At 69.1% G+C, this 21,467-nt stretch carries 17 protein-coding genes; 10 read left to right on the top strand and 7 right to left on the bottom strand.

The window, feature by feature from the left end; all coding sequences use genetic code 11:
* Positions 1–72: 72 nt before the first annotated feature.
* Entirely contained in the window at positions 73–501 is a 429-nt protein-coding gene (locus M8231_RS08735) for a CBS domain-containing protein (RefSeq protein WP_249750261.1), read from the bottom strand.
* A 93-nt stretch (positions 502–594) separates the two neighbouring features.
* The gene (locus tag M8231_RS08740) at positions 595–1,272 is read right to left on the bottom strand and encodes a rhomboid family intramembrane serine protease (RefSeq protein ID WP_250201285.1); all 678 of its coding nucleotides are present in this window, start codon (positions 1,270–1,272) and stop codon (positions 595–597) included.
* Between the two features lie 121 nt (positions 1,273–1,393).
* Between M8231_RS08740 and hfaA the strand changes: the two genes are divergently transcribed.
* The 4 genes from hfaA (at position 1,394) to M8231_RS08760 (ending at position 7,054) form a co-directional block, all read left to right on the top strand.
* A complete protein-coding gene (hfaA, locus tag M8231_RS08745) occupies positions 1,394–1,831 on the top strand; it encodes a holdfast anchoring protein HfaA (RefSeq protein WP_249750259.1) in 438 nt (145 codons plus the stop codon).
* Complete coding sequence (hfaB, locus tag M8231_RS08750) at positions 1,828–2,853, top strand: holdfast anchoring protein HfaB (protein WP_249750258.1); 1,026 nt, start codon at positions 1,828–1,830, stop codon at positions 2,851–2,853. The genes hfaA and hfaB overlap by 4 nt, the downstream gene beginning before the upstream one ends.
* Positions 2,780–4,045, top strand: a complete 1,266-nt coding sequence (gene hfaD / locus M8231_RS08755) for a holdfast anchor protein HfaD (RefSeq protein WP_250201286.1) — start codon at positions 2,780–2,782, stop codon at positions 4,043–4,045. The genes hfaB and hfaD overlap by 74 nt, the downstream gene beginning before the upstream one ends.
* Positions 4,046–4,153: 108 nt before the next feature.
* The gene (locus M8231_RS08760) at positions 4,154–7,054 is read left to right on the top strand and encodes a M16 family metallopeptidase (protein ID WP_250201287.1); all 2,901 of its coding nucleotides are present in this window, start codon (positions 4,154–4,156) and stop codon (positions 7,052–7,054) included.
* 131 nt (positions 7,055–7,185) lie between these two features.
* Here the strand turns inward: M8231_RS08760 and M8231_RS08765 are convergent, their stop codons facing one another.
* Positions 7,186–8,082, bottom strand: coding sequence for a hypothetical protein (locus M8231_RS08765; RefSeq protein ID WP_249750254.1), 897 nt, complete (start codon positions 8,080–8,082; stop codon positions 7,186–7,188).
* Between the two features lie 293 nt (positions 8,083–8,375).
* Between M8231_RS08765 and ileS the strand changes: the two genes are divergently transcribed.
* From ileS to M8231_RS08780, 3 genes are all read left to right on the top strand, one after another.
* On the top strand, positions 8,376–11,291 hold the full coding sequence (gene ileS / locus M8231_RS08770) for an isoleucine--tRNA ligase (protein WP_250201288.1): 2,916 nt from the start codon (positions 8,376–8,378) through the stop codon (positions 11,289–11,291).
* A gap of 422 nt (positions 11,292–11,713) precedes the next feature.
* Complete coding sequence (locus M8231_RS08775; RefSeq protein ID WP_250201289.1) at positions 11,714–12,646, top strand: NAD(P)H-dependent flavin oxidoreductase; 933 nt, start codon at positions 11,714–11,716, stop codon at positions 12,644–12,646.
* A 35-nt stretch (positions 12,647–12,681) separates the two neighbouring features.
* Positions 12,682–13,374 carry a TorF family putative porin gene (locus tag M8231_RS08780; protein WP_249750253.1) on the top strand — a complete coding sequence of 231 codons (693 nt, stop codon included), beginning with the start codon at positions 12,682–12,684 and terminating at the stop codon, positions 13,372–13,374.
* On the opposite strand, the gene M8231_RS08785 is transcribed toward M8231_RS08780, so the two are convergent.
* Genes M8231_RS08785 through M8231_RS08795 form a run of 3 tightly spaced genes read right to left on the bottom strand, consistent with a single transcriptional unit; the run spans position 13,371 to position 17,240 of the window.
* Entirely contained in the window at positions 13,371–14,612 is a 1,242-nt protein-coding gene (locus tag M8231_RS08785; protein WP_250201290.1) for a mechanosensitive ion channel family protein, read from the bottom strand. The genes M8231_RS08780 and M8231_RS08785 overlap by 4 nt on opposite strands.
* A gap of 59 nt (positions 14,613–14,671) precedes the next feature.
* Positions 14,672–15,835 (bottom strand): cystathionine gamma-synthase, encoded by a 1,164-nt coding sequence (locus tag M8231_RS08790; RefSeq protein WP_249750252.1) that lies wholly within the window; start codon positions 15,833–15,835, stop codon positions 14,672–14,674.
* 4 nt (positions 15,836–15,839) lie between these two features.
* Positions 15,840–17,240, bottom strand: a complete 1,401-nt coding sequence (locus M8231_RS08795; protein WP_249750251.1) for a pyridoxal-phosphate dependent enzyme — start codon at positions 17,238–17,240, stop codon at positions 15,840–15,842.
* A gap of 103 nt (positions 17,241–17,343) precedes the next feature.
* On the opposite strand from M8231_RS08795, the gene rnr reads away from it, so the two are divergent.
* Entirely contained in the window at positions 17,344–19,674 is a 2,331-nt protein-coding gene (rnr, locus tag M8231_RS08800) for a ribonuclease R (protein ID WP_250201291.1), read from the top strand.
* Between the two features lie 139 nt (positions 19,675–19,813).
* Complete coding sequence (locus tag M8231_RS08805; protein ID WP_249750249.1) at positions 19,814–20,521, top strand: NUDIX hydrolase; 708 nt, start codon at positions 19,814–19,816, stop codon at positions 20,519–20,521.
* Positions 20,522–20,525: 4 nt separating this feature from the next.
* Here the strand turns inward: M8231_RS08805 and M8231_RS08810 are convergent, their stop codons facing one another.
* On the bottom strand, positions 20,526–21,092 hold the full coding sequence (locus M8231_RS08810) for a hypothetical protein (RefSeq protein ID WP_249750248.1): 567 nt from the start codon (positions 21,090–21,092) through the stop codon (positions 20,526–20,528).
* 126 nt (positions 21,093–21,218) lie between these two features.
* On the opposite strand from M8231_RS08810, the gene rpmG reads away from it, so the two are divergent.
* Positions 21,219–21,386, top strand: coding sequence for a 50S ribosomal protein L33 (rpmG, locus tag M8231_RS08815; protein ID WP_181543575.1), 168 nt, complete (start codon positions 21,219–21,221; stop codon positions 21,384–21,386).
* Positions 21,387–21,467: the final 81 nt, after the last annotated feature.

Here is a 21,467-nt window from a genome sequence, read left to right on the forward strand (position 1 = left end):
GCCGCAACCGGATTCTGACGGTTCGACGAAATTTCTGACGGACCCGCGATAGACGAGCCGTCGCCCGCCCGCTCAGCCCGCGGCGATGTAGGTCTTCAGGCTTTCGGCCTCGCGGGCGTGTTCGGCGATCTGGCATTTCACCACGTCGCCGATGGAGATGACGCCGGCCAGCCGCCCCTCGGCCATGACCGGCAGGTGGCGGATTCGTCGATCCGTCATGCGCGTCATCAGCACAGACATCTCCTCGCGCGGCTCGGCGAAGATCACCTTCGCCGTCATATAGGCGCTGACAGGCCTATCCAGCGCCTGGGCGCCGTCGCGCGCCAGGGCGCGAACCACGTCGCGTTCGGAAAAGACGCCGGCCACGCGCTCGCCGTCGCAGACGACCAGCGCCCCGACCCGCCTTTCCTCCAACTCGGCGCAGGCGCGCGCCACGCTCAGATCCGGCGCAATGGAGAAGACGGCGTTTCCCTTGGTCTTGAGGATTTCGGCGACGAACATCGCGGCTCCTTCTCTCTGTGGAAGAGACGACCGCGGGGCCGGGATGGCGACAGGGCCGCTCGCGACCGATGATCGCTCAGTCCGATCGGGGAATCAAACCTGCGCGGCGCCCGGCGATTCGGGTCCCTTGCCGAACAGGCGCGCCAGGGGGCCGATCGCCAGGATCCCGACCACGAAGCCGACGGCATGGGCCTCCCAGGCGATCCTGGCGCCCTGAACCCCGGGCGCATAGCCGATCAGCCCGACCACGACGTTCACCGCCATCCACGCCAGGGAGGCGCTGAGCACGCGGCGGTCGGTCAACGGCAGCACCCTGCCCTGCCCGCCCATCAGCCGCGTCGCCGCCCCGATCAGGCCGAACACCGCGCCGGATGCTCCGACCATCGGCTGGGTCGAACCCCAGTGGACCAGCCCATAGCCCAGGGCCGCCAGGGCGCCGCACGCCACATAGAAAAGCAGGAACACCGTTGGCCCGATCCGGTCCCCGAACAGCCGCGCGACCGGCGCCCCGAAGGCCAGGGCCGCGATGGCGTTCATGATCGCGTGCGCCCATCCGCCGTGCAGCAGCATGACGGTGAACAGGGTCCCCCATCGTCCCTCGGCCAGGTCGGCGGGCGCGAAGGCCATGCCGGCCCCGCCGTCAGGCAGGCGCTGCTGGAAGAAGAACAGCACCGGCATGGACAGGGCGATCAGCACCACCGTCAGCGGGGCGTTGAACATCCGCTCCCGGGCCGGCGGCGGCGCATCGAATCGGCCTTGCGGATCGGTCATGCCCCCAAATGCGCAGCGACCGCCGCAATCTCAAGCGCTTCTTAATAACCTTAACCGACATTAGGCGCGGGCCGACGACACGGCCGCATCCCTATTCGTGCGCCAGGAGCGTCCAGAAGCCATGTCCGCAAAGACGCTGATCGCCGCGAGCGCCCTCGTCGCGGGACTGCTGGCCCCCGCCCTGGCCGGGGCCCAGACGGCCGGTTCCGGGGGGGCCTCGCAGTTCCAGCAGGGCTATGGCTCGGCGCGGTCCAGCACGACCAGCGGCACGACCGGCTCCACCCGCGATTCCAACGGCAACCGCCTGATCGTGGACGGCATCATCCAGTCCGGCGCCTCCTCCTATTCGCGCCAGACCGGCGGCGTGGCCAGCGCCTACAGCGGGGCCGGCTACGGATCGCGCGCGGGCACGACCATCGGCGGCTCGACCGCCATCGGCAACCAGCTCAACGTCGTGGTCCAGGGCAGCTGGAACACCGTGATCGTCAATTCGAACCAGACCAACAACGGCGACGTCACCGCCGGCACGGCCCTGAACGGAACCCTCGACCTGCCATGAGCCGCACACACACCTCTTCCCGTCTCCGCGCGCGCGCGGCGGCCGTCGCGTCGGTCGCCGCCCTGGCCCTGGCCGGCTGCGTCAGCCCCACGGCGGGACCGTCGGGCCTTTACGCCACGCCGATCGGCAATGCGCCGGTGACGTCGAACCCGACGCCCTACTCCACGGCCCTGTACTGCCTGGCGGACTACGCCCGGCGCTACAATCTGCCCTCGCCGCGCATGGCGGTGGGGCGGATCAGCGACTACACCGGCACCGTCTCCTCGGACGGCGGCCGCCAGATCACCGGCGGCGCCTCCCTGATGGCGACCTCGGCCCTGGCCAAGGCCGGCGCGCGGATCGTCGAACGCTACGACACCTCGGTGTCCGAGCTGGAGCTGCGCTACGCCAACAACAAGCTGATCGGCGACCAGGCCCCGGACGCGCCGGAGGACACCCAGTACCGCCGCATCCTGGCCGGCCAGGTGCCGGGCTCGGACTTCTACGTCGTCGGCGGCGTGACCGAGGTGAACTACAACATCCGCTCGGGCGGCTTCGACGTCGCCGGCGGCGAGGTGGACAGCGACACCCCCGGTTCGGGCATCGTCACCCACCGCGTCTTCGTCATGAACATCGCCATGGATCTGCGGTTGGTCCAGACCACCACGTTAGAGGTGGTCGACGTCGTCTCCTACCAGAAGCAGATCATCGGCCGCGAGATCTCGGCCGGCGTGTTCGACTTCCTCAACGGCAACGTCTTCGACATCTCGGCCGGCACGGGCGGGTTCGAACCCGTTCAACTGGCCGTGCGCGCCCTGGTGGAACGCGCGACGGTGGAGTTCATGGCCAATCTCTATGGCGCGCCAGGCCCCGAGATCTGCCTGAACCCGGCGAACGATCCCCTGGCCGATTCCACGGTCGGCCCGACCGGCGGCTACTACCCCGCCTATCCCAACACGGACACGAACAATGGCCAGACACGCGCCGATCCGTCTCGCTGGCATGATCGCCGCGACGGCGACGTTCGCGGCAGCCGCTACTGAGGCGTCCGCCCAGCAGGCGGCGGTCTGCGATCCGCTGACCGGCGCAGCCTGTTCCAGCAACCAGGTCCAGACCGGCGACGTCCTGTCGTCGGTTAATCTCGACGTGGCCGTCGGCCAGCTTCAGGTCTCGGTCGAGACCCAGGGAAATGTCCTGCGCGGCGGCGTGGAGGGCGCGTCCGGGGCCATGATCTCGCGCCAGGACAACCGCGGCCTCGTTCGCGGCGACGTGGTCGTGGCCGTGTCCGGCGCCGAGAACGGCGCGGCGGTCGACACCCACGTGCGGGGCAATAATTTCGAGGCCTATACGGGCGACGCCGTCTTCACCGTGGACGCGGCCCAGGTCGCCGCCGGCCCGGCCGTCCAGGCCAGCACCGATATCCAGGCCGGCGACAGCGCCATCACCGGCGGCGGCTATGTGTCCACCTCGGCCACGGCCAACAACGTCGCTGTCGGCGGCCCCCGCTCCCAGGTGCTCGGCGCCATCGACCAGACCGCCCAGACCACCGTCTTTTCCGAAACGGTCGCCGACATCCGCTACGTCCCGGCGACGGCCTCCTTCTCCAGCCGCGCGACCGCCAACTCCGCCCAGGCCGGCACGACGGGTTCGTCGCACCAGAATCTGTCCATCCGGCAGGAGAACCGCCCCTCGACTACCGTCGCGCAGACCGACGTCTATATCGACAACGCCTGGGACGTCTCGGCCGATGCTCAGGCCCGCGGCAACTACGCCAACGCCGGCAACGAGGGCGGTTCGATGGTGATCCGGGCCGACCAGTCCAACGCCGGCCGCGTCCGGGCCGAGACGCGCCTGCGGACCGACCTCTACGGCGCCGCCGTCGCCTCCGCGCGGGCCGTGGCCAATGAGACCGTCGCCGGCAACGACGACATCTACCTGTCGCTGGACAACACCCAGATCAACACCGGCGGCGTCGAGGCCGTCGCGACCTTCCAGGGCAATACGGGATATGACGCCTATGTCGGCGCGGACGCCATCGGCAACGCCGTCAGCGGCTACGTCTGCTCCACCTGCGGCGGAGAGGTGAACGTCGCCAACACCCAGGTGAACTCCGGCGACGTCTCGGCCGTGGTCAACGTCGGCGCGGGCCGGACGGGCGGAAGCCGCGCCGCCGTCGTCGGCGCCAACGCCGCGGGCAACAGCGCCACCTTCTACGTCTCGCGACCCGGCGGCTGATCGGCGCCGTCGTTCGCGACGATCCACGGCGCGCTTGCCGCCGTCCGTCGTCTCGCCTACTCCCTCAGGGCCGCTCCATCGGGGGTTGCGGCCTTTGGGAGTGAACTGATGCGTTCTGCACGCCGCCTGCTTCTTGTCGCCGTCTCGGGCTTGGCCCTGACCACGGGAGCCTTCGCGGCGCCCGCCTTCGCCTTCGACCAGGCCGCGCCCGCCGCCGCCGCGACGGCGCAGGTCGCGCCCTCCGACCCCTGGCCCCAGGCGGCCAGCGACATTCCCGCCGACCCCGCGGTGCGATTCGGCCTGCTGCCGAACGGGATGCGCTACGCCCTGCTTCGCAACGCCACGCCGCCGGGTCAGGCCTCGTTCCGCCTGCGGATCGACGCCGGCTCGCTGATGGAGACCGACGAACAGAAGGGCCTGGCCCACTTCATGGAGCACATGGCCTTCAACGGCACCAAGGACATCCCCGAGAACGAGATGCTGCGCATCCTCGAACGTCTCGGCCTGGCCTTCGGCGCGGACACCAACGCCTTCACCAGCTTCGACCAGACCGCCTATGTGCTGGAACTGCCCAACACCAGGGACGAGACGGTCGACGCCTCCCTGCACGTGCTGCGTCAGATGATGGGCGACGCCCTGATGGCGCCGGACGCGATCGACGCCGAGCGCGGCGTCATCGTCGGCGAGGAGCGCACCCGCAACACCCCGCAACTGCGCGTGCTCAAGACCCAGCTGGGTCTGCTGGCGCAGGGCCAGCGCCTGGCCGAACGTCTGCCCATCGGCGACCTGGACATCATCCGCACGGCCCCGCGCGAGCGGTTCGTCGCCTTCTATGACGCCTACTACCGTCCCTCGCGCGCGACCTTCATCGCCGTCGGCGACTTCGATGTCGATGCGATGGAAGCCAAGATCCGCCAGGCCTTCGGCGACTGGACGCCCAAGGCGGCCGACGGCCCCGAGCCCGACCTGGGAACCGTCGCCCCGCGCCAACCCGAGACCGCCATCATCGTGGAGCCGGGCGTGCAGTCGACGATCCAGATCAACTGGATCAAGGCGCCCGACCTGACGCCCGATACGGTGGCCCAGCGCACCGTCGACCTGCGCCGCAGCCTGGGCCTGGCCGTGCTGAACCGCCGGCTGGGCGAGATGGCGCGCGCCGACAACCCGCCCTTCCTCGGCGCCGGCGGCTCGTATCAGTCGCTGTTCAACAGCCTGGACGCCGGCACGATCGCCGTCAGCTTCAATCCCGGCGAATGGAAGCGCGCCCTGGAAGCCGTGGAGCAGGAGGGCCGCCGTCTGGCCGAGCACGGCGTCACCGACGCCGAACTCCAGCGCGAGATCACGGACTATCGCACCGCCCTGCAGAACCAGGTGGCCGCCGCGGCCACGCGCTCCACGCCCGCCCTGGCCAACAGCCTGCTGGGCGCCGTGAACGACGACGAAGTCTTCACCACCCCGCAGGAAAGTCTGGCCCTGTTCGAGGCCGGGGTGAAGGATCTGACCGCCGCCCAGGTCAACGCCGCCGTCGCGCCGGTGTTCGAGGGCCAGGGGCCGCTCGTCCTGTTCTCGTCCCCCGTCCCGGTCGAGGGCGGCGAGGCCGCCGTCACCGCCGCCTTGGAGGCCTCGCGCCAGGTTCCCGTCAGCGCGCGCGCCGAACAGGCCGCCCTGGAATGGCCCTACACCGACTTCGGCGCCGCCGGCGTTCCCGCCGAACGCACCGAGGTCGCCGACCTGGGCGCCACCCTGGTGCGCTTCCCCAACGGCGTGCTGCTGAACATCAAGCCGACCGACTTCCGCGACGACCAGATCCTGGTCAGCGCGCGCACCGGCATCGGCGAACTGGGCCTGCCCGCGGACCGGGTCACCGCCCTGTCCCTGGCGAACCCGGTCCTGACGCCCGGCGGCGTGGGCAAGCTGACCCTGGACGAGATGACCCGCGTGCTCAGCGGCCACGTCTATAGCGCCACGGCCCAGCTGGGCGGCGACGCCTATGTCTTCAGCGGCGCCACCCGGCCCGAGGACCTGCAGCTTCAGATGCAGGTCCTGGCGGCCTATCTGACCGATCCCGGCCTGCGCGCCGCGCCGTTCGAGCAGATCAAGGCCTTCTTCCCGCAACTGCTCCAGCAGTTGAGCGCGACCCCCGCCGGCGTGTTCCAGCGCGACGGCTCCGGCCTGCTGGCGTCGGGCGACCGTCGCGAGACCCTCCCGACCGCCGAGGAGGTCGCGGCCATGAGCATCGACGAGCTGCGCGCCGGCGTGCCCGCCGCCCTGGCCCACGGCCCGATCGAGATCACCGTTGTGGGCGATGTCGACGTGGACGCCGCCATCGCCGCGGTGGCCTCCACCTTCGGCGCCCTGCCCGCGCGCGGCCCGGCGCCGACGCCCGCCCCGGCCTCGGCCCAGCGCCGCTTCCCGGCGCCGGACGCCGCGCCGGCCCGGCTGACGCACGACGGCCCCGCCGACCAGGCCCTGGGCTTCGTCGCCTGGCCGACCACCGACCAGATCGGCGACCGCACCGCCGCGCGCCAGCTGTCGATCCTGTCCGACGTCCTGCAGCTGCGGCTGAACGACGAGATCCGCGAAAAGCAGGGCCTGGCCTATTCGCCCAACGCCGGCTCGAACAGCTCGGACATCTATCCCGGCTATGGCTATGTCTCGGTCACGGCCCAGACGCCGCCCGAGGCCCTGCCCAAGCTGTTCGAGACGGTGGACGCCATCGCGGCCGACCTGCGCGACACGCCCGTCAGCGAGGACGAGCTGAACCGCGCCCGCCTGCCCGCGGTCGAGCGCATCCGCCGCAGCATGGCCGACAACGCCTACTGGCTGCAGCAGCTGTCCGAAGCCCAGTCCGAGCCCGCCTCGCTGGACCAGACGCGCAACCAGATCGCGGTGCTGGAGGCTGTCACGGCCGCCGACCTGCAGCGGCTGGCCCGTCAGTACCTGACCCCCGCCGCCGCCTGGCGCCTGGAGGTCGTCTCCGACAAGGCGGGCGCCGCCCCGGCTCAATAGGCGACGCACGAAAAAGGCCCCGGTCCAGCGCGGACCGGGGCCAGTCTTCAGGATCGTCGACGGAGAGCCGACGGTCGCATCCTCTCATCCCGCGCGTGAGCCGGGCCTGAACGACGCCGTTCGGCTCCGGTTCAGAAAACCCGGCCGCCGACGCCGCCGTCCAGGGTGATGGTGCCGGTCATGACCGCCGTGCCCTGCACCTGCTCCTCGCGGTATTCGGTGTATTCCTCCTCGCGGTACAGCGTCAGGATCTTGATCCCCGCGCCGTAGCGCCGCAGCAGCGAGCGCTCGTTGCAGTCGCGCTCGGGCTTCTCGGGCCGGCATTCCAGCTTGCCGCCGGCGCCGAACCACAGGGCCTCGTGCTTGCGGCACGTCAGCGTCTCGCCGTGGTCGAAGCTGACGTCGCCATCGTAGTCGGCGATGGTCGCCTGCAGCCAGGTCCCGGCCAGGCAGCGGTACAGTTCGCCCTCGTAGCCCTCGCCGACCTCGCGGTCGGGCCGGACCTGCGAGGCCGGATGCGGCACCTGGCGGTCGTCGATGCAGACCGCCTGGATCACCACCCGCTTCATCATGCTGCGAAAGGCCGTGTAGGGCGTGCGCACGGTCTGCATGGCCATGCCTTCGACCGCCAGACCCTGGATGGTCGTCGGCGCGGGCGATTCGACGCTGACATAGGCCGAGCCCCCGCCGTAGCCGTAGCCATAGCCCGAACCGAAGCCCCGGCTGCTGCTGAATCCGCCCGCGCGCGCATTGACGTAGGAGCTGGCCCCCGCATTGGCGTTGGCGTAGGCCCCGGCGTTGACGTTGACGTTCACGTTCACATTGCCGCCGCCGGGCGGATAGGTCGGCGGATAGGGCGTGCAGCCGCCGTCGCACGACGGCGGGGGCGGAGGAGGCGGCGGTTCGCAGCACGGCGGCGTCGGCGGCTCGCAGCCGGAATCGCACTGCGCCGCCGCGGCGCCGGCCGTCGCCGTGAAGGCGAATCCCGCCCCCAGCGCCAGCATCCAGTTTCTGATCCGCAGCCTCATGGGCAGGGCTCCCGAGCGTGTTCAAGGCGTCGGCCAGGCGCAACCCGGCCGATCATCGTTTAACCAAAACGCCAAAAGCCTTTCGTTTCCGTTGAGACGCCGCCGCTTTCCGGGATGGCGCAATGCCGCACGGGTCTGCTAGACCGCCCGCACAATGACCGTCCGCGTTTTCCTTCGCCTGATTTCGATTAGCCGCCCGGCGTAGCGCCGCAGGGCCTGGCCCAGCGCACGTCGGGACGACCGCCCACCGGGCGAATGAAACAGCGAATGCTCACCCTACGCCGAGACCCTTCATGGCCGACGCCACCGACACCCCCTCTGGCCGCGACTATCGCGACACCGTCTTCCTGCCCGAGACGCCCTTCCCCATGCGCGGCGGCCTGCCGCAGAAGGAGCCGCTGATCCTGGAACAGTGGGGCGACCTCTACGGGACCCTGCGCGCCGAGCGGCAGAAGCAGAACGCCCCTCTCTACGTCCTGCACGACGGCCCGCCCTACGCCAACGGCGACATCCACATCGGCCACGCCCTGAACAAGACGCTGAAGGACTTCGTGGTCCGCAGCCGTTTCCTGCTGGGATACGACGTCGACTACGTCCCCGGCTGGGACTGCCACGGCCTGCCGATCGAGTGGAAGATCGAGGAGCAATTCCGCGCCAAGGGCCGCCGCAAGGACGAGGTGTCCAAGGACGAATTCCGCGCCGCCTGCCGCGACTACGCCGGCAAGTACATCGACCTGCAGCGCGACCAGTTCCAGCGCCTAGGCGTCGTCGGCGACTTCGCCAACCGCTACGCCACCATGGACTTCGCGTCCGAGGCGGCCATCGTCGCCGAATTCCACAAGTTCAAGAACTCGGGCCAGCTCTATCGCGGCTCCAAGCCGGTCATGTGGTCCCCGGTCGAACGCACCGCCCTGGCCGACGCCGAGGTCGAGTATCACGACCACGTCTCGCCCACGATCTGGGTCAAGTTCCCGGTCACGGGCGCCTCGGACGACCATCCGGACGATCTGCTGTCCTTCCGCAGCAGCACCCCGTCCATCGTCATCTGGACGACCACGCCCTGGACCATCCCGGCCAACCGCGCCATCAGCTACGGCCCCGACATCGCCTATGGCCTCTATGAGGTCACGGCCATGGAAGAGGGGCTTGAGTTCGAGCCCTGGGCCAGGCCGGGCGACCGCCTGATCGTCGCCGACAAGCTGGCCGAGGACGTGTTCAAAGCCGCCAAGATCGCCGCCTGGACGCGCGTCTATGACATCAACCCCTCGGGCCTGGAGACCGCCCACCCGCTGGCGGCGCTGGACAGCGGCTACGGCTTCTCCGTGCCGCTCTTGGCCGGCGACCACGTCACCGACGATGCGGGCACCGGCTTCGTCCACACCGCGCCGGGCCACGGCGCCGACGACTTCGAGGTCTGGAAGGCCCACGGCCATCACGAGGTGCCGGACACGGTCGACCCGGACGGCGCCTATTATCCGACCGTCCCCCTGTTCGCCGGCCTCAAGGTGCTGGAGACCGAGGGCAAGAAGACCGGCAAGTTCGGCCCCGCCAACGGCGCGGTGATGGAAAAGCTGATCGAGGCGGGCAATCTGCTGGCGCGCGGCCGTCTGGAGCATTCCTATCCGCACAGCTGGCGCTCCAAGGCCCCCATCATCTTCCGCAACACCCCCCAGTGGTTCATCCGCATGGACGAGCCCTTGAAGTCGGGCGACACCCTGCGCGAGACGGCCCTGAACGCCATCGACGCCACCGCCTTCCACCCCGCCGGCGGCAAGAACCGCATCCGGAGCATGGTCGAGGGCCGCCCCGACTGGCTGGTCAGCCGACAGCGCGCCTGGGGCACGCCCCTGGCCATGTTCATCGACAAACAGACCGGCCAGCCCCTGCATGACGACGCGGTCGACGCCCGCATCGTCGCCGCCGTCGCCGAACACGGCGCCGACGTCTGGTTCACCGCCCCGGACAGCGACTTCCTGGGCGCCCACGACCCGGCCCGCTACGAGAAGGTTCAGGACATCCTGGACGTCTGGTTCGACTCCGGCTCGACCCACGCCTTCACCCTGGACCCGCGCACGGCCGAGCACGGCTACAGTGGAAACCGCCCGGCCCACTGGCCCGCCGACCTCTATCTGGAAGGCTCCGACCAGCACCGCGGCTGGTTTCAGTCCTCCCTGCTCGAGGGCTGCGGCACGCGCGGCCGCGCCCCGTTCAAGGCGGTCCTGACCCACGGCTTCACCCTGGACGAGAACGGGGAGAAGATGTCCAAGTCGCGGGGCAACACCACCGACCCCCTGACCATCATCAAGGAGAGCGGCGCCGACATCCTGCGCCTGTGGGTCGCCCTGGTCGACTATTCGGACGACCAGCGGATCGGCAAGCAGATCCTCCAGACCACGGTCGACGCCTATCGCAAGCTTCGGAACACCGTCCGCTATCTGCTGGGCGCCCTGGCCGGCTTCGACGAGGCCGAGCGTCTGACCGACTACGACCAGTTCCCGCCGCTGGAAAAGTTCATCCTGCATCGCCTGTGGGAGCTCGACGCCCAGGTCCGCCAGGCCTACGCCGAATACCGCTTCCAGGACGTGGTCCGCCCGGTGCTGGAGTTCTGCTCGGGCGACCTGTCGGCGCTCTATTTCGACATTCGCAAGGACGCCCTCTACTGCGACCGGCCCGATTCGGTCCGCCGTCGCGCCGCCCGCACCGTGATGGACGAGGTCTTCGCCCGTCTGACCGCCTGGCTGGCCCCGCTGACGCCCTTCACGATGGAAGAGGCGTGGACCACGCGCTTCCCCGACGCCGGGACCAACTGCGCCCGCGTCATCCCGGAAACGCCCGGCCAGTGGCGCAACCCCGCCGAGGCCGAACGCTGGGCCGGCGTGGAGACCGTTCTGGAGGTCGTCAACGAAGCCCTGGAGGCCGCTCGCCGCGACAAGATCATCGGCGGCGCCCTGGACGCCTGGCCGACCGTCACCGCCCCGGCCGAGCTCCTCGCGCCGTTCGACGGCCTGGACGCCGCCGAGGTCTTCCGCACCTCCGGCGCCGAACTGGTCACGGGCGGCGAGGCGGTCACGGTCGCGGTCAACCTCGCCGACCACCCCAAATGCGCCCGCTCCTGGCGCCGCGTCCCCGACGTCGGCTCCGATCCCGCCTACCCCGACCTGTCGGCCCGCGACGCCGACGCGGTGCGCTTCTGGGACCAGACGCACTAACCGCTCGACGCATCCCCTCTCCCCACAGGGAGAGGGGCTCAGGCGCAGGCGGGAGCGTGCGAGGTCGATGTCGCCGACCCCTCAGCAACGGCGGACATGACTCCAACGATTTCAACCGATTGCCTGATTGTCGTCGTCTTCAGCCCGCCTGGGTTGGAAACCGTGCCATCCTCCCTTGTCCGGTCGCGCCAGAGGGCTCGTGAAGCATGGTTCACCCTGAGGAAAATCCACGCCCATCGCATTCCGGCGACCCAAGGGATGCTAGGCTCGCGATCGCGCGCTTCGGCGCGGCGGCGCGCATCCGCTCGCCGATTTCACACTATTCATACTGTTCATACCCTCTTTTTCCGCCGCCTGGCCCGATTGCCTTCCCCGGCGACAGCCCGCTATCCGTAGCGAAACGAAACCCATAGGAGACGCCCGTGGCCATTCCCGCTTCGCTGCAGAAGGGCCTGACCCTGCCGGTCATCGCCTCGCCCATGTTCCTGGTGTCCGGCCCGGACCTGGTGGTCGAGACCTGCAACGCCGGCGTGATCGGCACCTTCCCGTCGCTGAACCAGCGCACGACCGAGGGCTATCGGGAGTGGGTGCGCGACATCAAGGCCCGGCTGAAACCCGAGGCCGCGGCCTTCGGGGTGAACCACATCGTCCACCCGACCAATCCGCGCCTGATGGCCGACATGACGGTGTCGGTCGAGGAGCAGGTGCCCCTGATCATCACCTCGCTGGGCGCCGTGCGCGACGTGGTCGATGCGGTGCACGGCTATGGCGGCGTGGTCTTCCACGACATCGCCAATGTCCGTCATGCGCGAAAGGCCGCCGAGGCGGGCGTCGACGGCCTGATCCTGGTCGCGGCCGGGGCCGGCGGTCACGCGGGGATCGTCAATCCGTTCGCCCTGATCAACGAGGTGCGGTCCTTCTACGACGGGACCATCATCCTGGCCGGCGCCATCTCGACGGGCCAGGACGTGGCCGCCGCCCTGATGATGGGCGCCGACTTCGCCTACATGGGCACCCGCTTCATCAACACCACCGAGGCCCTGGCGCCCGAGCCCTACAAGCAGATGATCGTCGACAGCGGCTCGGCCGACATCGTCCATACGCCGGCCGTCTCGGGCATTCCGGCCAACTTCATGGTCAAGTCCCTGGTCGAGAATGGCGTCGACCCCAAGCACCTGCCCGAGCACAAGCTGGACATGGGCGACGAGGCCAAGGCCTGGAAGACCGTCTGGTCGGCCGGCCAGGGCGCGGGGGCCATCCACGACGTCGTGCCGGCCGCCGCGCTGGTGGAACGCCTGCGACATGAGTTCGCTCAGGCCACGGATCAATTCGCCATCAAGGCCGGAGCGCGCTAAGGGCACCCGCGCGCCTTTCGCGCGTTGGAGGCTCCATGACCAAGACCGCCCTGCTCTGCCTGCCCGCCTTCGCCCTCGCGACGCTGGCGGCCGCCCCGGCCCTGGCCCAGTCCGCCAGCCCCTGGTCCTTCGAGGTCGGGGCGGGCACCGACAACCGTTCCAAGGGCACGTCCAAGTCGGGCAATGACCCCTATGTCTTCGGCTCGGCGACCTGGGAAAGCGCGGACGGCCGCTTCTACGTCTCGCCCGCCGCCGAGACGATCGATCTGGGCGGTTCGGACGTGGAGGCCGAGATCGCCTTCGGCTATGCGCCCGAGGCCTATGGCTACGTCTTCGACTTCAACGTCGCCTACAAGAACCGGCTGGACGCCGAGGCCGGCTATGACGAGGACACGGTGGAGGTCTCCGGTTCGGCCAGCCGCTCGATCGGCCCCGCCAGCGGCCGGCTTCTGGTGCAGTATTCGCCCGACGCCGCGGGTTCGACCGAGGCCTTCACCTGGGTCGAGGGGCGCGTCGGCTGGTCCTTCACCAACCGCCTGGACGCGACCGTCGCCCTGGGCCGCCGCGAGCAGGACAACGCCCCGGACTACACCGCCTGGAACGCCGGCGTGACCTACGGCCTGACCGACGCTCTGGACCTGGACGTGCGCTGGTATGACACCGACGCCCGCGAGTTCGGCGACCAGTACAAGAGCGCCCTGGTCGCCCAGATCGCCTACGCCTTCTAGGCCGCGCGCAGGGTCTCCAGGGCGCGGGCCACGTCGGCCCCGCCCGGCTGCTGGTACAGGCCCAGTCCGAACTCGGGCAGGATCGCCAGCAGGTGGTCGAAGATGTCGGACTGGATCGCCTCGTACTCGCCCCACGCCACGGTGGAGGTGAAGCAGTAGATCTCCAGCGGCAGCCCCGTCTCGGTCGGCTGCAGCTGGCGCACCAGCAGGGTCATGTCCTTGCGGATGCGCGCGTGGTGGGTCAGGTACTGCTCCACATAGGCGCGGAAGGCCCCGATGTTGGTCGAGCGGCGCATGTTGACCGGATCGCGGCCGTTGGCGACCAGCTCGGCGTTCCACCGCTCAAGCTCCGCCGCCTTGTCGGCTAGGTAGTCGTCGATCAGCAGGAAGCGGCGCATCCGCTCTCGCTCCTCCCCCGTCAGGAAGCGCACGCTGGTCTGGTCGATCAGCAGCGACCGCTTGATCCGCCGCCCCCCGCTCTCCTGCATCCCGCGCCAGTTCTTGTAGCTCTCGTTGATCAGCCGCCATGTCGGGATGGTGGTGATCGTCTTGTCCCAGTTCTGGACCTTGACCGTGTGCAGGGCGATGTCGATCACGTCGCCGTCAGCGTTGACCTGAGGCATCTCGATCCAGTCGCCGACCCGCAGCATGTCGTTGGAGTTCAGCTGCACCGACGCCACCAGCGACAGGATGGTGTCCTTGAACACCAGCATCAGCACCGCCGCCAACGCCCCCAGCCCCGACAGCAGCAGCAGCGGCGACCGGTCGATCAGGGTCGCGATCACCAGGATCGAACCGATGGCGTAGAAGGCGATCTTCAGGACCTGAAGATACCCCTTGATCACGCGGCGGTGCCCGCGCGGCGAGCGCGAATACAGGGTGTTGACCACGTCCATCGCCGCCGCCAGCGCCATCACCACCACGACGATGGCGAAGGCGTTGGCCACATTCTGCGTCAGCTTCACCATGACCGGCGCCAGGTGCGGGACGGCGGCGATCCCCTGATGAACGATGATGGCCGGCGCGATCCGCGCCAGCGTCCCGACCGCCGGCTTCAGCAGGTCGTCCATGTCGGTCCGCCCGCCCCGGTCGATGACCTTGAGCAACAGGCGAATGAGCACGCGTCGAACCAGGAAGTCGGCCAGGAAGGCGGCGAATAACAGGAGACAGAGCCCGATCAGCGTTTCCGCGACCGGGTGCTCCGCCAGGCGATCCCGCATGGCGTTGAAGTCAGGCATGGCCACAGCCTAGGCAATGCCGCCGCGGATTTGAACCCCGTCGCGGCGATGCGCCGCCCTCAGCCCAGCGCCTGGTCCAGATCGGCGATCAGGTCCGCGACATCCTCCACGCCCACGGAGAGGCGGATCAGGCTGTCGGTGATCCCGCCCTTCTCGCGCACGTCCTTGGGCACCGAGGCGTGGGTCATGATCGCCGGGTGGTTCACCAGGCTCTCCACCCCGCCCAGCGATTCCGCCAGGGTGAAGACTTGGACCTGTTCAAGCACCCGCTTTGTCCGCTCCAGGTCGCCGTCCAGGATCACGGTCACCATGCCGCCGAAGCCGCCGTGCATCTGGCGCGCCGCCAGCTCGTGCTGCGGGTGGGCGATCAGGCCGGGATAGATCACCTTGGCCACCCCCGCCCGCGTCTCCAGCCAGCGGGCGATGGTCAGGGCGTTCTCGCAGTGCGCCTTCATCCTGAGCGCCAGCGTCTTCAGCCCCCGGTTGGCCAGGAAGGCGTCGAACGGCCCCATGACCCCGCCGACCGAGTTCTGCAGGAACTTGATCCGCGTCGCCAAGTCCGGATCGGCCGTCACCAGCGCCCCGCCGATGATGTCCGAGTGGCCGTTCAGGTACTTGGTCGCCGAATGCATCACCACGTCCGCGCCCAGGCTCAGCGGCTGCTGGCAGAAGGGGGTGGCGAAGGTGTTGTCGACCACCAGGATCAGCCCGTGCGCCTTGGCCGCCTTGGACAGGGCGGCGATGTCGGCCAGCTTCATCAGCGGATTGGTGGGCGTCTCGACCCACAGCATCTTGGTCCTGGGCGTGATCGCCGCCTCGACCGCGGCGATGTCGCTGAGGTCCACATAGGCGAAGTCCAGGCCCATCGACCGACGGCGCACCCGCTCGAACAGCCGCCACGAACCGCCGTAAAGGTCGTCGCCCGTGACCACGTGGTCCCCTGCGTCCAGCAGTTCCAGCGCCGTCGAGGTCGCGGCCATGCCCGAGCCGAAGCCGAAGCCGTGGGTTCCGCCCTCCAGGTCGGCGATGCAGGCCTCGAACGCCTCGCGCGTCGGGTTCTTGCCGCGCGCATACTCGTACCCCTTGTTCACCCCCGGGCTTTCCTGGGCGTAGGTCGAGGTGGCGTAGATCGGCGTCATCACCGCGCCGGTGGTCGGGTCCGGATGCTGACCCGCATGGATGGCGCGGGTGGAAAAGCCTTGGCTGTTCTTCTTGTCGGCCATGATCTTAGCGGTTCAGGCTGAGGTGGTTGATCAGGTCGGTGCGGGTGATCAGGCCGACGAACGTCTCTCCATCCAGCACGATGGCCACGCGGTCGCGGTCGAAGACGGGGATCAGCGCGTCGAGAGACTCGGACGCCTGGACCGTATCCAGATCGCGCGTCATGGCCGACGCCACCGGCTTGGCGAACCGTTCCTTGCGGGTGATCTCGTCGGTGTTCATGATGTGGACGATGTCGCTCTCGTCCAGGATGCCGACAAGGCGGCCGTCCTCGATGATGGGCAACTGCGACACGTCGGCGCCGCGCATCCGCTTGAACGCCGTGTCCAGGGTGTCGCCCGGTCCGGCCGTGACCACGTCGCCCTTGGCGTATTTGCGGGTGATCAGGTCCGAAAGGTCGCCATGCAGCTCACGCTCGCCCAGCCCCTGATCGGCCAGCCAGGCGTCGTTATAGACCTTGGACAGGTACTTGGCCCCCGTGTCGCAGACGAAGGTGACGCAGGTCTTGGGCTCGGTCTGCTCGCGGCACCAGCGCAGCGCCGTCGCCAGCAGGGTGCCCGACGACGAACCCGCCAGTATGCCTTCCTTCAGCAGCAGCTCGCGCGCGGCGCCGATCGCCTCGGCGTCCGGAATCGAATAGGCGCGGTCGATCAGGCTCATGTCGGCCGTATCGGGCACGAAGTTCTGACCGATCCCTTCGACGGCGAAGCTGCCTTCGGGGCTGGGCACGCCGTCGTTGACGACGCCCGCCAGGGTCGATCCGACCGGATCGGCCAGGATGATCTGGGCCTTCGATCCCTGGCTTTTCAGATACCGCGCCGTGCCGGTGATGGTGCCGCCCGACCCGATGCCGGCCACCAGCGCGTCGATCCGGCCGCCGGTCTGCTCCCAGATTTCCGGCCCCGTGGTCTTCACATGGGCCTCGGCGTTCGACGGATTGGCGAACTGGTTGACGTAGAAGCCGTCCGGCAAGGCCTGCGCCAGCCGCTCGGCCATGTCGGTGTAGTATTCCGGGTGCCCGTGCGGCACGTCCGAGCGCGTCAGGCGCACATCCGCCCCCATCGCCCTGAGATGCTGGATTTTTTCCTTCGACATCTTGTCCGGGATGACCAGAAGCACCTTATATCCACGCGCCCGGCCCACCAGGGTCAGGGCAAGACCGGTGTTGCCGGCGGTGGCCTCCACGATGGTCCCGCCGGGCTTGAGGAAGCCCTCCCGCTCGGCCGCGTCCAGCATCTCCACCGCGATCCGATCCTTGATCGACCCGCCGGGATTCTGAGACTCCAGCTTCAGCAGCAGCCGGCACGGCCCGGTGTCGATCCGCGTCACCTCCACCATCGGCGTCTTGCCGATCAGATCGAGCGGCGACGAGACGATCGCGCTCAGGGCGGGGGCGTTGAGGGACATCGGAGACTCCATTGAGGCCGGCGGAAGCTGAGGCCTCGCATTCATATGGTCAACCTGCGCAAGATTTGACCCAAGGGCGCGGTTCCGCGCTACGAAAGACGCAATGACAAAATCATCCAAGAGGCCGCCCGCCGGTCTCCCCGACAAAGACACGCTGCTCGCCTATCTGCGCGAGACCGGTTCGGCCGAGAAGACCGACATCGTCCGCCACTTCGGCCTGAAGGGCGGCGACCGCCGCGCCTTGCGCGAAATGATCCGCGAGCTCGAGGCCGAAGGCCGGCTGGGCAAACGCGGCCGCAAGGGCTTTTCCGAGGCCGGCGCCCTGCCCCCCGTCGGCGTGGCCGACGTGATCGAACGCGACGGCGACGGCGAACTGTATGTCCGCCTGGTCGAGGCCAGCCCTGACGCCCCGCGGGCCCTGCTGATGCCGGACAAGGGCAAGCCTGGCCCGGCCCCCGGCCTGGGCGACCGGCTGCTGGTCAAGTTCTTCCGTTCCGACGACCAGTGGGAGGCGCGGCTCATCAAGAAGCTGGACGCCGGGACCAATCGCGTCCTGGGCGTGATCCGCAAATCGGCGCGCGAGACCCGCGTGGAGCCGGTCGACCGTCGCTCCAAGGACGTGCTGCTGGTGCCCCAGGCCCAGTCCGGCGACCTGCGCGACGGCGACCTGGTGCTGGCCGCCATCGAGAAGGGCGAGCATCGCTATGGCCCCAAGCGCGGCAAGATCCTGGAGCATATCGGCAAGGAGGACGATCCCCGCGCCGCCTCCCTGATCGCCATCCACGCCCACGGGGTGCCGACCGGCTTTTCCGAGGCCGTCGAGCGCGAGGCCGAGGATCAGGCCCTGCCGACCCTGAAGGGCCGCGAGGACCTGCGCGAAATCCCCTTCATCACCATCGACCCCGCCGATGCGCGCGACCACGACGACGCCGTCTTCGCCCAGCGCGACGAGGACCCGAAGAACCCCGGCGGCTGGATCGTCTGGGTCGCCATCGCCGACGTCGCCGCCTATGTGCGCCCCGGCACGGCGCTGGACCGCGAGGCGCGCGAGAAAGGCAACTCCACCTACTTCCCCGACCGCGTCGAACCGATGCTGCCCGAGGTGCTGTCGAACGGCCTGTGCAGCCTGAAAGAGGGCGAGAATCGCGCCTGCATGGCCGTGCGGATGGTGTTCGACAAGGACGGCCGAAAGACCGGCCACAGGTTCGTGCGCGGCCTGATGCGGTCGCACGCCAAGCTCAGCTACGAGCAGGCGCAGGCCGCCATCGACGGGCCGGAAAAGGGGGATGGGCCGGATGACGTGACCGGCCCGATCATGCAAGCGATCCTTTACCCGCTGTGGAACGCCTACCACACGATGCTGAAGGGCCGGCTGAAGCGCAGCCCGCTGCAGATCGAATCGGCCGAGCGCCGCATCCGCATGACGCCGGACGGCGGCATCGCCTCCATCGAAAAGCGCACCTCGCTGGAGGCGCACCGGCTGATCGAGGAGATGATGATCCAGGCCAACGTCTGCGCCGCCGAGACGCTGGAGCAGAAGAAGACGCCGCTGATCTACCGGATCCATGACGCGCCCAGCCAGGAGAAGATCTTCAACCTGGCCGACTTCCTGTCGACCATAGGCAAGCCCTGGAACAAGGGCGAGCCGGGCACGACCAAGCGGTTCAACAAGCTGCTGGACGAGACCCGCGACGGCGAGCACGCCGAGGTGGTCAACGAGGTCGTCCTGCGCACCCAGATGCAGGCCATCTATTCGACCGAGAACGTGGGCCACTTCGGCCTGAACCTGGACCGCTACGCCCACTTCACCTCGCCGATCCGGCGCTATTCCGACCTGATCGTGCACCGGGGCCTGATCCGGGCGCTGGGGCTGGGCAAGGACGGGCTGACGGACCGCGAGATCGCCGAACTGCCCGCCATCGCCGAACAGGTGACCGCCACCGAGCGTCGCTCCATGGCCGCCGAGCGCGACGCGATGGACCGCTACATCGCCGCCTTCCTGGAGGACCGCGTCGGCGCGACCTTCACCGGCCGCATCACCGGCGTGACGCGCTTTGGCCTGTTCGTGCGGCTGGACGAGACGGGGGCCGACGGCCTGGTCCCGGTCTCGACCCTGGGCGGGGAGTATTTCACCCACGACGACCGCGCCCACGCCCTGGTGGGCGAACGCACGGGCCAGCGGTTCACCCTGGGCCGCCGGGTCGAGGTCAAGCTGATGGAGGCCACGCCCGTCACCGGCGGCCTGGTGTTCGAGATGCTCAGCGACCCCGAGCCGCGCGATCCCAACGCCCCCGCCCCTCGCCTGGGGATGCGCGGCCGAGGCGGCGACGGACCGGTGAAGCGCGGCCAGAAACGGCCCGGCGGTCCCAAGTCCCGCAACGGCTCCAAGCCCTCCGGCGGCCTGAAGGGCGTCAGGAAGGGCAGGCGGAAGTGACTCAAACATCCGCTCATCCCGGCGAAAGCCGGGACCCAGTTCTTTGGGCGATAGGCGTTCGAGCTGATTTGCGAGCCTTGATCCCAGTCGCCAGTGCGAACGAAAGCACTGGGTCCCGGCTTTCGCCGGGATGAGCGGGATGAGGGAGCAGCCCTTCGACGCCGCGCAGGATCTGACCGACGCCCCGCGTGTCGGCGGCACCCAGCGGCCCAGGGACGCCGCCACGCTTATTCTGACGCGAGGAGGATCACGGCCCGAGGTGCTGATGGGGCGGCGCGCGCCGGGTCATGTCTTCATGGCGTCGAAATGGGTGTTTCCGGGCGGGCGGATCGACCGAAGCGACTTCACCGCCGCCAGCGCCGGCGACCTGGCCCCTGGCGTCGCGCGCCGCCTGGAGGGGGAACTGCCCGCCCGACGCGCCCGCGCCCTGGCCCTGACCGCCGTGCGCGAGACCTTCGAGGAGACCGGGCTGGTTCTCGGCCGCGCCGCGCCCGCCGCGTCGGTCGCCGGACCGTGGCGCGAGTATCGACAGGCCGGCGCCCTGCCCGATCTGTCGGTGCTGTCCTATGTCGCCCGCGCCATCACGCCGCCGGGCCGCAGCCGCCGCTTCGACGCCCGCTTCTTCATGGCGCCGGCCGAGGCCCTGCTGTCGCCGGAGCCGACCGCAGGGTCCGGCGAACTGGACGAGATCGCCTGGCTGCCGCTGGACCAGGCCCGTGCCTTGGACTTGCCGGCCATCACCCGTTTCGTGCTGGGTGAACTGGCCGAGCGGCTGGATCATCCCGACCGTCCCCTGCCCTTCGTCCGCATGGTGCGCGGACGTCACGTCGTGGAGCACAGGGACTGAGGCCCTAGTCGGCGACCGGCTTCGTCAGGTCGAACTCGACGCGGAAACGCCGGTTCGCGCGGCGCAGTTCATAGGCGAACGTCTGGCCGGGACGGACCTCCATCGCCCAGACATTCGTCGTCGACACCGAGGCGTCGTTGGCGTTGAACAGGGCGATCGATTCGGCGTCGACCGGGAATTCCTGCCGCTCGGCCGTTCCCGCGCTGGCCGTGTCGCCGCCGTACCAGTGAAGGACGTGAGGCGAGCCGTCGTCGTGGCGGTGATCATGCTTCAGCCGCAGGCCTGTTTGCGTGCGCGTCACCACCCAGGTCCGCGACCGATCCGGGCCCACCCAGAAGGGAATGCGCACCTCTTGCGCCGAACAGTCGCGCACCTGCATCAGCAGGCGCTGGTTGGCGAAGCCGGCGTCGGCGGGATCGGTGGTCACGACCCGCCCCTCGAAGCGCTGGCCGCACAGGGCGTTCAGACGGCCCATGAAGGCGTCTTGCGCAGCGGGCGTCTGGGCCTGGGCGGCGCCCGCCGCAGCGGCGGTCAGGACGGCGGCCGACGCCGCCAGGGACAGGATTTTCATGCCCGTGAACCTAACGCCGCAAAACCGCGCCACAACGCGGCATCGCGCCCGTTGACTTTGGAGCGCGCCTGAGTATGTTCCGCGCCTCTTATTTTAGCGGCTTTCGCCGTCGCAGAGGTAATTCCGATGGCCAAACCGGCTTCCATCAAGATCCGCCTGAACTCCACGGCCGACACCGGCTTCTTCTACGTCACCAAGAAGAACGCCCGCACCATGACCGAGAAGATGGTCGTCAAGAAGTACGACCCGGTCGCGCGCAAGCACGTCGAATTCAAGGAAGGCAAGATCAAGTAACCACTTGATCGGCTGAGAAATGGAAACGCCCGGCTGTCCGCAGCCGGGCGTTTTTCGTTGCGCGGGAGGCCGCTTCTAGAA

The sequence above is a fragment of the Brevundimonas albigilva genome (assembly GCF_023573565.1).
In the GTDB taxonomy this organism is placed as follows: domain Bacteria; phylum Pseudomonadota; class Alphaproteobacteria; order Caulobacterales; family Caulobacteraceae; genus Brevundimonas; species Brevundimonas albigilva.

Coding starts and splice junctions, on each gene's coding strand:
- ileS (WP_250201288.1), top strand. CDS start 8,376: ATGGCCGACGCCACCGACACCCCCTCTGGCCGCGACTATCGCGACACC.
- M8231_RS08805 (WP_249750249.1), top strand. CDS start 19,814: ATGAGGGAGCAGCCCTTCGACGCCGCGCAGGATCTGACCGACGCCCCG.
- hfaB (WP_249750258.1), top strand. CDS start 1,828: ATGAGCCGCACACACACCTCTTCCCGTCTCCGCGCGCGCGCGGCGGCC.
- hfaD (WP_250201286.1), top strand. CDS start 2,780: ATGGCCAGACACGCGCCGATCCGTCTCGCTGGCATGATCGCCGCGACG.
- M8231_RS08760 (WP_250201287.1), top strand. CDS start 4,154: ATGCGTTCTGCACGCCGCCTGCTTCTTGTCGCCGTCTCGGGCTTGGCC.
- rnr (WP_250201291.1), top strand. CDS start 17,344: ATGACAAAATCATCCAAGAGGCCGCCCGCCGGTCTCCCCGACAAAGAC.
- M8231_RS08740 (WP_250201285.1), bottom strand. CDS start 1,272: ATGACCGATCCGCAAGGCCGATTCGATGCGCCGCCGCCGGCCCGGGAG.
- M8231_RS08790 (WP_249750252.1), bottom strand. CDS start 15,835: ATGGCCGACAAGAAGAACAGCCAAGGCTTTTCCACCCGCGCCATCCAT.
- M8231_RS08785 (WP_250201290.1), bottom strand. CDS start 14,612: ATGCCTGACTTCAACGCCATGCGGGATCGCCTGGCGGAGCACCCGGTC.
- rpmG (WP_181543575.1), top strand. CDS start 21,219: ATGGCCAAACCGGCTTCCATCAAGATCCGCCTGAACTCCACGGCCGAC.
- M8231_RS08780 (WP_249750253.1), top strand. CDS start 12,682: ATGACCAAGACCGCCCTGCTCTGCCTGCCCGCCTTCGCCCTCGCGACG.
- hfaA (WP_249750259.1), top strand. CDS start 1,394: ATGTCCGCAAAGACGCTGATCGCCGCGAGCGCCCTCGTCGCGGGACTG.
- M8231_RS08810 (WP_249750248.1), bottom strand. CDS start 21,092: ATGAAAATCCTGTCCCTGGCGGCGTCGGCCGCCGTCCTGACCGCCGCT.
- M8231_RS08795 (WP_249750251.1), bottom strand. CDS start 17,240: ATGTCCCTCAACGCCCCCGCCCTGAGCGCGATCGTCTCGTCGCCGCTC.
- M8231_RS08735 (WP_249750261.1), bottom strand. CDS start 501: ATGTTCGTCGCCGAAATCCTCAAGACCAAGGGAAACGCCGTCTTCTCC.
- M8231_RS08765 (WP_249750254.1), bottom strand. CDS start 8,082: ATGAGGCTGCGGATCAGAAACTGGATGCTGGCGCTGGGGGCGGGATTC.